General features: G+C 39.2%; 6 protein-coding genes and 1 pseudogene. 4 read left to right on the plus strand and 3 right to left on the minus strand.

The annotated features are described in order from the left end of the window. Window positions 1–910: pseudogene (locus tag Q0L68_RS12220) on the minus strand (hypothetical protein); the annotation flags it as partial. Window positions 911–1,244: 334 nt separating this feature from the next. Here Q0L68_RS12220 and Q0L68_RS12225 point away from each other — a divergent pair. Continuing rightward, window positions 1,245–1,925 (plus strand): hypothetical protein, encoded by a 681-nt coding sequence (locus Q0L68_RS12225; protein ID WP_296703486.1) that lies wholly within the window; start codon window positions 1,245–1,247, stop codon window positions 1,923–1,925. A gap of 1 nt (window position 1,926) precedes the next feature. Beyond that, a complete protein-coding gene (locus Q0L68_RS12230; RefSeq protein ID WP_296703488.1) occupies window positions 1,927–2,532 on the plus strand; it encodes a pYEATS domain-containing protein in 606 nt (201 codons plus the stop codon). Between the two features lie 361 nt (window positions 2,533–2,893). On the opposite strand, the gene Q0L68_RS12235 is transcribed toward Q0L68_RS12230, so the two are convergent. Both Q0L68_RS12235 and Q0L68_RS12240 read right to left on the minus strand, forming a co-directional pair. Further along, complete coding sequence (locus Q0L68_RS12235) at window positions 2,894–4,657, minus strand: tetratricopeptide repeat protein (protein ID WP_296703489.1); 1,764 nt, start codon at window positions 4,655–4,657, stop codon at window positions 2,894–2,896. Between the two features lie 12 nt (window positions 4,658–4,669). Continuing rightward, window positions 4,670–5,251, minus strand: coding sequence for a hypothetical protein (locus tag Q0L68_RS12240; protein ID WP_296703490.1), 582 nt, complete (start codon window positions 5,249–5,251; stop codon window positions 4,670–4,672). Between the two features lie 524 nt (window positions 5,252–5,775). On the opposite strand from Q0L68_RS12240, the gene Q0L68_RS12245 reads away from it, so the two are divergent. Further along, complete coding sequence (locus Q0L68_RS12245) at window positions 5,776–6,486, plus strand: hypothetical protein (RefSeq protein ID WP_296703492.1); 711 nt, start codon at window positions 5,776–5,778, stop codon at window positions 6,484–6,486. 292 nt (window positions 6,487–6,778) lie between these two features. Further along, on the plus strand, window positions 6,779–9,103 hold a 2,325-nt coding region (locus tag Q0L68_RS12250), incomplete at its 3' end, for a glycosyl hydrolase (protein WP_296703493.1).

The raw sequence follows: 9,103 nt of genomic DNA on the forward strand, positions 1-9,103 counted from the left end.
CCATAAAACGATAAGGATAGTAATAACCTTCCATGGTTCCTATGGCGGCCTTATCCTGTCGGCCCGACGCGTCAGTGGCGATCTCACCATTAGGATGGATATAGTACGTAGTCATCATCAGATTTCTACGCACAAACTCGTAAAGCTCCGGCTTTTTTACTCCTTTGGCGATGGTAATAAGCACCCGATCGGTGAGTGGCGAATAGATGAGGGTACTTTTCTCGTCGTACTGTCCATCGGGATCCATGTCTATATGCTCGCCCAGCCATTCCTCGATGCGGGCTACGTAGCGCGGATTGGGCCACAGCTCGTTCAGCTTAGTCAATGCCGCCGAAACCACCCAGCGGTGGTTGGGCGTATGAATCCCTCCGACGATCAGACATTCGCCAGCCCTTTGCAAAAAGGTTTTTAGGAGTTCCAACTGAGTGGAGTATCTATTGTCATCTTCCCTTAAGACAATGGTGTAAACCGGTACCAGCCATTTGACTATAAAACCCGTATCGGGCGTAGAGTGAAAATTGGTAGAAAGCAGGTCGATGGTACCGTCGGAATGTTGAATTTTCAGGAGGTAGTTTATTGCGTCTTCGAGTTCTTTGGCTACGGCTTCAGAGCGATAGTGCATGCTCTCAGGACTCGCTAGAGCGCAGCCCGCCGTGCGGATATAGGCGACCGTAGAATGTGCATTTGGGATTTCTACTCCGTCCAGGAAGCCTCCGTATGCGGGACTTTTCATGTCAGAAACCCGGTATCCACGCTGCCGATCCAGCTGATTATCGTTAGCCTTGATTAAGCTCAGCAGCCAGTCGGGCTTGCTTTCATCTTTTATGCTGGAGCGAAAAACCATCGAAGTTAACATCGGAGCGGCACAAAAAGCTACCGAGCCGTATTGGACAAATTCTCTTCGTTTCATAGATCGTAAAGCAAAAATGGTTTGCGTTATTGCATAGCTAAACATATGGATTAAAACAACGGATATCAAAAGTCGAAATTGGTCTATTATCTCGCATCCTGAATCTACTTCCTATTTAATTCAGAGTTTAGGAACCTCCACTCTAAGGAATAGTTAATATCTTCGATATCTAGTCTGGGTGTTTCAGATCTTACGGTGTATTAGATATCGTCAGATCCAAATCCTTTTAAACTCAGCAGAGATTGTGTCATTTGTTTTTTTGGATTGGTTGCCTATTAGTTATATTTAGTATGTTTTTATAATTAATACAGTCTGAATTTTTAAAAATTAAAGAATGAAAGTTTTTGTAGGGTATGGATATAACTCGAGGGATGCTTGGATTCCAGAGTATGTTTTCCCTCTTTTAAATACGCTCGGATTTGAAGTTCTGACAGGTGAAAATATCCCAGGTGAAGTTTTGTCTGAGGGTGTAATTCGAAAAATCCAAGAAGCCGATGCTTGTATCGGTTTTTTAACTAAACGAGAATCCGATAGTACTTTGACTCATAAATGGGTTATAGAGGAGCTAGCAACTGCTTTAGCCTCTAAAAAGGAAATTTATGAAATAAGAGAAAATGGAATTGATGAGCAATCGGGAATAACAGGAGATAGACAGTATTATCATTATGATGGTGATAAAGCTATGTTACTTGTTATGTTGGCAAAGTTCATAGTGAATGTTAAGACTAGACTCTCTTACAAAGAGTTTATTTTGCTTCCAGAGGATATTTCAGAGCAAATAAGGATGAATTTATCATTTACCAGATGTACCTATCAATTTTTGCATAAGGCTAAGGAATATGAAGTGGAAAATGCTCAGTTGAGAAAAAAACCTAGTGGTTATGCAATATTAATTCGAAAAATTCCTTCGGAAGATGCCTTAATAGATATTAGAATTGAATCTCCATCAGGAAGTTGGAGCTCAGGCTATGTATCAGTTGGGCTCATTAATGTGCTTTTGACTAGAGATAATTGATATGGAAAAGCTAGAATTTAAAATCTATAATGGCGGTTTTGATTATTCAACAAAACAATCAGCAACATACAAAGGAAAAGATTCTTGGGATTGGAGTATTTGGATTGAATCTTCGGATTCTGGATTAGAACAAATTGATTATGTTATTTACAATCTACACTCATCCTACAAAAACCCAGTAAAGAAAATCAATTCAAGAACTAACAATTTTAGGCTTGATTCTTCAGGGTGGGGAACATTTACTATATATATTAGGCTTCATTTTTTGGATAAATCAATATTAGATTTAGAACATGAATTAGAATTATATTACCCCTTTGAGATGGAAGAAAAAGCGAATAGTAAGTTTTTATCTTTGATTCAGGAATCTCCTACCTTAGGAAGTTTACCAACTGATTTAATTTCTCTAAAAGATAAGCTGAATTCTTCCGAAGATGAATTTGAAAAATTAAGGATTAAAAATGAAATTGAGGAGAAAACGGGTTTTTTGGATCAAATTAAATCTTCTGCAAACCAATTTTTCGAAAATAAAAATATCGAAATGGACAAATTTGAACCTAATGAACTCAAAGATTTCCTTAAAAATGACGACCAAATCCCTTTCTAAAATTTAAAATCATAGTCATTCTTTCAACTCCTGTCTGGGTGTAGCCACTTGGTTCTTGGCACTAGATGTATTCTTCCACATTTGCCTGAAGTAAAACACCCCAATATCATTACCATCCCGTGCCACAGTCGAGATGAAATTGGTCCAAACGAGATATTTACCAATAATCCACCTCTATCAACTCTTTCAATCCTGAGTAGCTGACCGCAGTAGCGGGATTCCTAGCCCTAGAATTCGGGTAATCTTCTGGTTTTTCTACAATGCCAGAATGAAAAATGAACTAGAGATTTTGATAAAAGATTGATTAAAAAAATCCCGACCTTATTTTAACTTTCAAGGTTCAGGATCCCGATAGGTTGATTTATGATACTTTTTTATTGATCATAGCTATTTCTTTACGGATTTCCCTGGCTTTATTTTTTTCGTTAAGGCTGTCATATAAAATGGCCAAATTGTCTAAAAGAATGACTAATTCCGGCACAGACTTTTTAGGATCGTCCTCTGCTAATTTTCGATATATTTCTATGGATTCCTTATAATAGCGCTCTGACTTATCAAACGTATCATTAGTATTAAAAAAGAAAAACCCCAGTTTACTTAATTGAAAAGCATAAGATTCTATGAAAACTATATTGGTTTCGGACAATTCGCTGTAAATCTCTTTTGCTTCTTGAAAAAGCATTTCTGCTTCCTCAGTTTTATTTTGCTTTTCCTTAATCCTTCCCAATAAAAACAATGAATCTGCTACTTCATCTAGCCAGGATGCGCCATTATATTCAGCCAAATTACGATATATGGACAAGGCTTCCTGAGCAAATATTTCTATATCCTCTAAATAATCAGATTCATCAATTAAGCTATCAGCAAATTTAACCAACACATCCGCCAATTCTGACAAATATTGCTGGGGGTTGGTTTCAGATAGTTCCCGAAGAAACTTGATAGCTTCCTGAAATAATTTTTGCCCTTTTTCAACTCTGTTATTCCAAAACTGGAAGGTGCCAAGGTTACCCAGCAAATGAGCATATGCTCCTAAAAACTCATCTGGGTTATTCTCACTCAACTTACGCCGTATATCTAAAGCTTCTTGAAAAAGAACTTCCACATTTTCATCCAATTCCATAGCGGAAAGCAACACCGCTAAACTATTTAGGGTATCGGCTAGATTGTCCAGATTCTTTTCTGAGTTATCCTCTGACAAATTCCTTCTCACCATTAATGCTTCTTCTAAAAAATCCTTTGCCGTATCATACTCATGTTTTCGCCTAAATACAACACCGATGGAATGTAGCACCTCGCCCAATTCGATTAAATGGGAATTCTGGCCGTCATCGGTTAAATCTCGACAAATCTCTAATGCTTCTTGATATGATTTTTCCGCTTGATCCAGTTGATCGATAACCCTTTGGATTTCACCCAAGAGATTAAGTGACTTTGCCAATTCCGGTAAATATTTTAAAGGATTTTCCTGAACTAATTTCCTGGCAATCTCTACTGCTTCTTGATAATATCGTTCAGCTTCTAAATGACGATCATGTTTGTAAAGGAAGGTCGCATACGATGAGATATTTTCATAATTTCTATCTGCCTGGATAGACATCTCATAATATTCTATTGCTTTCTCAAATCTGTCTTTTAGTTCATAATCAATTGCTGTCAACTTAGCTAGAATTAAAAATTCGTTCGCATTACTTTTTAGATGCTCTTGATTGCTTTTCATTTTTTCCTGCAAAAGCTTTCTTTCTTCCAATAAGCTCTCTAAATCACCAGACATTTCACCGGCCTCCATACTTCCACCCGCTTCCTTGAATTTACCTTCTTCAAAAAACTTCTTGGCATGCTGTAAACGTTCTGTGTCTAATTTCATATCCAGAAACGTTTCAGCTAAAGAAATCACATCCTTTCTTAGTTGTTCTATTTGATCTCTTGTCTTATTTAGCCTTTCACTATATTTTAATCTTTTTTCATAACTCTGTGCGGAATTTAAAGCATCAGACAACTCTTCTTCTCTTTCTTTTAAATCCTTATACTCTAGACTTTTATAATAATTATCTCCCAGATGAACATTGCCACCTCCTGTGTTAACATTACCGGTATTTATATTTTTTGAGTTTCTTATGTCCATTCTGAAAAATTATTAACCGTCACCAATTCGAAAATTCCCCCCACCAGTGTTGACATTACCGGTATTCACATTTTTACTGTCTTGAATATTTATTGTTTTTTGGCCGGATTGTGAATGATTGAATTCTTCGAAGCCAGTTAACAACATCCGGTCTAACTCTTTATTAAATGAGATCCAAAGCTCCTCAAATTCTGTATACGGATTATAAAAATGCCCTAAGTCACTTAGCATGTTTTTGAAGTTTTCCAAAGATGGATCAGCAACCGATTTATACTCTTTGAAATAGGTAAGAATAAAAGGTTTCCTTCTTTTATCGAAACTACCGAAAGCTGTTTTGAACTCTTCGGCAGTGTAAACCCCAACTTTCGAATAGGCAAGCAAAACGAATAAATCGCAATCTTCTATTTTTTTATTGTATTCATCTTGAGACCTTGTTTCTGATAACCGAGAGGAAAGGTCTTCCCAAATTTCTAAATGAAGGAAAATATTTTTGTCAACCCAAAGTTTACATTTTCTATAAACCTGTAGCTCAAATTTTTCTCTTTCGTTTATTAATTCATTTGATGATGCCAGAAATATTTTAATTTTCTTCATGATTTTCGCAATCCACTAACATCTTGTTTATTAATTATGCCGGACTCTAATAATCTCAGTGATAGGAAAAGATACATAATTTGTAAATACTGATAGGAGAAAATCATTTTTTTAATGTGAATTAAAGTAATTCGGGAGTATGTACTCCTTAATATGCCAACCATCTCCAATTTCATCACCTCCACTTGAAAAGGCTTAGGGGATGAAATCCTACCTACTCCACGCTAAGAATTTATCAATCTTCCACTAAACAATTTTGGCAGTAAATGATAGGATCAGTGTTTTCCAAGCCCAACTCTTAGGTTATTTCAGGGATTCTAAAAATAGCCGCGATCCATCCGATTCCAGGTATTTAGAAACCAAATACGAACATATCAAACCCTGCATTTTAAAACATTCTTTGCCTCCCATCCATTTTTGCTTCAACAAAATATAAGGTCAAAAACAAATTGAATTTATTGAACACTAACGAAGAATTTGAAAAACATTCCTAAATTACTTCCGTCAAAAAACCACTCAGAATTATGAAAAAGCACCTACTGTTTTTATTGTTCGCCTTTACTATGCCATTCATTTTATTTGCTCAGTCCAACGAGGCCATTCGCAAGCTAAATGATGCGGGTGTGACAATCGAGCAAATCGAACACTGTCTGAAAGAAGCTGATGCATCCTACTATTTCAAATCTACCAATACCAGCGTCTCAAAAAATGAAGATGGTAGCTCTTATACTTCGGTTTCCATCAGTGAATTTGACCCAAGAAAACCAGTCGGCGAGCAATGGACATTAGTCAGTACGGACGGAGTACCAGCCACTGCCGCTGAAAACAAAACCTTTAACAGAACTACCAACTCCACTGGCGAATTTAATGGCAAAGTGGATCAGGCGTCTGTTAAAGTGATCAGTGAGGATGACAAGCATCTGGTAATAGGTCTTCGCTTTTTAGAAAAATCATTACCTAAAAAATTACACTTTTATGCAGACTGTGAAGCTACCTACACCATTGACAAAGACAGTAAAAAGCTAGTTTCAGGCACAATTGTCAACCTCAAGGAAACTAAAGTCTCAGTAGCCACCCTTTCAAATATCAAGGTGGATTTAGAATTTATTCTCCTTGATGAGGCCGAGGGATATCATATTTCAAATGAGATCATGGATATGACAGTAAGAGTTTTGGGCCAGACTTCTCAATCTATCGCAACGATAGTATATTCTGATTTCAAGAAAGTAAAGTAACAATTCAGGCTAAATTGACATTAATTTTATGCTCAATATTGTGTCAGATCGGGAAAGGATTCAACTCGCTCAAACGGGTCTTAGTGAAGTGAGATTGTTTGTCTAAGGGTAATCTGAGCCAGTCATCGAGAGGAACCATAAACTATTATCCTTACAATCCTGTACAACTATCGGAATACAATTGGTCCTACCAAGCTATTTCCAATCAATGCACTTCTGCTCTTTTCATGGCATTCGAATAAATCCTATGTGATTATTTCTTATTTTGAAATTCCCAAGTATCCACACAACCATGAAAAGAGCCTTACTTAGTTTTTTAGCCCTCCTATTGATCACATCAATAACCATTGCTCAAAATTCTTTAGATGAGCAACTCAACAATCATCAGTTTCGATTTATCGGACCGGAAGGTAATCGAGCTATTGCCGTCATTGGTGTACCGGGCAATCCACAAGTAGCTTATATCGGTGCGGCTTCTGGTGGCCTTTGGAAAACAGAAGATATGGGAATCAATTGGCGGCCAATTTTCGATGATCAGGATATTTCATCAGTAGCCGCCGTAGAACTTGCTCCTTCTGACCCGAATCAAGTTTGGGTAGGTACTGGTGAAACTTTTGTCATTCGACCTGCGCATGCCATGGGGAATGGAATTTATTTTTCCCCTGATGCGGGCAAAACCTGGGAACACAAAGGCTTGGAAAAAACAGGCCGAATTGGCCGGGTTCTAGTTCATCCGAATGACCCTAAAACGGTCTATGCAGCTTCATTGGGACATACTTACGGTCCACAAAAAGAACGCGGAATCTTTCGAAGCCGAGACGGTGGGGATACCTGGGAGCATGTGCTTTTCATCGATGAAGGGACAGGTGCTTCAGATTTAGCCATTGATCCCCAAAACCCTGATATTCTTTATGCAGCCATGTGGTCCATCAATATCAATACCTGGGGACTCAACTCGGGTGGATCCGGTAGTGGTATTTATAAATCTACGGATGGCGGCGATACTTGGGAAGCCATGAACAAGAATGGTTTGACTTCCGGAGCAGCTAGGCCGGTGGGAAAAACTTCGGTGTCCGTTTCCCACAGTGATCCAAATGTGGTCTATGCACTTTTTGAAGCAGAAAGTCCTGAAGTCTGGCGTTCCTCGGACAAAGGCATGAGCTGGACGCTAATGAGCCAAGAGCATGATTGGAACGAACGAGCACCCTATTACACCAGACTCAGAGTGAATACAGGCGATCCAAATGAGATTTATTCCATGTCTGTACGGTTTGTTCATTCCTTGGATGGTGGCAAAACAAGGAATCCAAGGCCACCCAGAGGAGGTGGTGACAATCATGACATTTGGATAGACCCCACTAATCCTGACCGGATTATGGTAGCTCATGATGGGGGCGTGAGCATCAGCTATAACCATGGCGAAACTTTCCAACGGGTAGTATTACCTATCGCGCAAATGTATCATGTAGCAGTTGATGATCAGATCCCTTATAACGTTTTTGGCAACAGACAAGACGGCTGGTCCTACATGGGACCTAGCAACTCATTGGCGGGCTACATTCCTTTAGGACTTTGGAAAGGCGTGGGAGGTTGTGAAAGTGGATTTGCAAAACCTGATCCTACTGATAATAACATCATTTGGTCTGGATGCTATGATGGAGGTTTGGAAAGACATGATCTAAGAACCGGATATTCAAGAGAAGTACGCGTTTGGCCAGAAGCAGGCTACGGTTGGGCTCCGGCAGATATGAAATATCGATGGCATTGGAATTTCCCACTTAGTCATTCCCCTCACACCAAGGGACGGGTGTATGTTGGGAGTCAATTTGTGCACAAAACAGATGATGATGGTCAAAGCTGGCAAATCATCTCCCCTGACCTGACCTTGAACTTGAAAGACCATCAGCAAAACTCGGGAGGGGTTGCCATTGACAATCTGATGACCTTTGATGGAGCAACCCTTTTTGCGATTGAAGAATCAAAATTAGAAGCGGGTGTGATCTGGGTTGGCACCAATGATGGACAAATACAATTGACCAAAGATGGTGGTGAGAACTGGACAAACCTTACTGCTAATATTCCGGACCTTCCTCAATGGGGCACTGTTGCCAATATAGAACCATCGCGCTATGACAAAGCCACTGCTTATGTAACCGTTGACTTGCACCAAATGGGTGATTTTGATCCCTATATCTTCAAAACAACTGATTATGGTCAGAGTTGGACAAAGATTTCGGAGGGTATTCCTAGCTCAGAATCGAGCTTTGTGCATGTGGTCAAAGAAGATCCAAAAAGAGCAGGTTTGCTGTATGCCGGTATTGACAAGGGTATTTATGTAAGCCATAATGACGGCCAAAGCTGGAGTCGTTTAAAACTTAATCTCCCTCCTGCTCCTGTTTATTGGATGGAGGTACAGGAGCGTTTTGATGACTTGGTCGTAGGCACCTATGGACGAGGTTATTATATCTTGGATGACCTTGCCGCCATCAGGAATCTAGACAAAACGCAAGATGTTGCTTTCTTTGAGATACGCGACGCATATCGTTTCAATGAAAGGGAAAACATTAAAACAGATGGTGCAAGCTTCAACTCAGGTCGCAATCCAAGTTATGGCGCC

It is taken from the genome of Algoriphagus sp., from assembly GCF_024642405.1.
GTDB lineage: Bacteria > Bacteroidota > Bacteroidia > Cytophagales > Cyclobacteriaceae > Algoriphagus.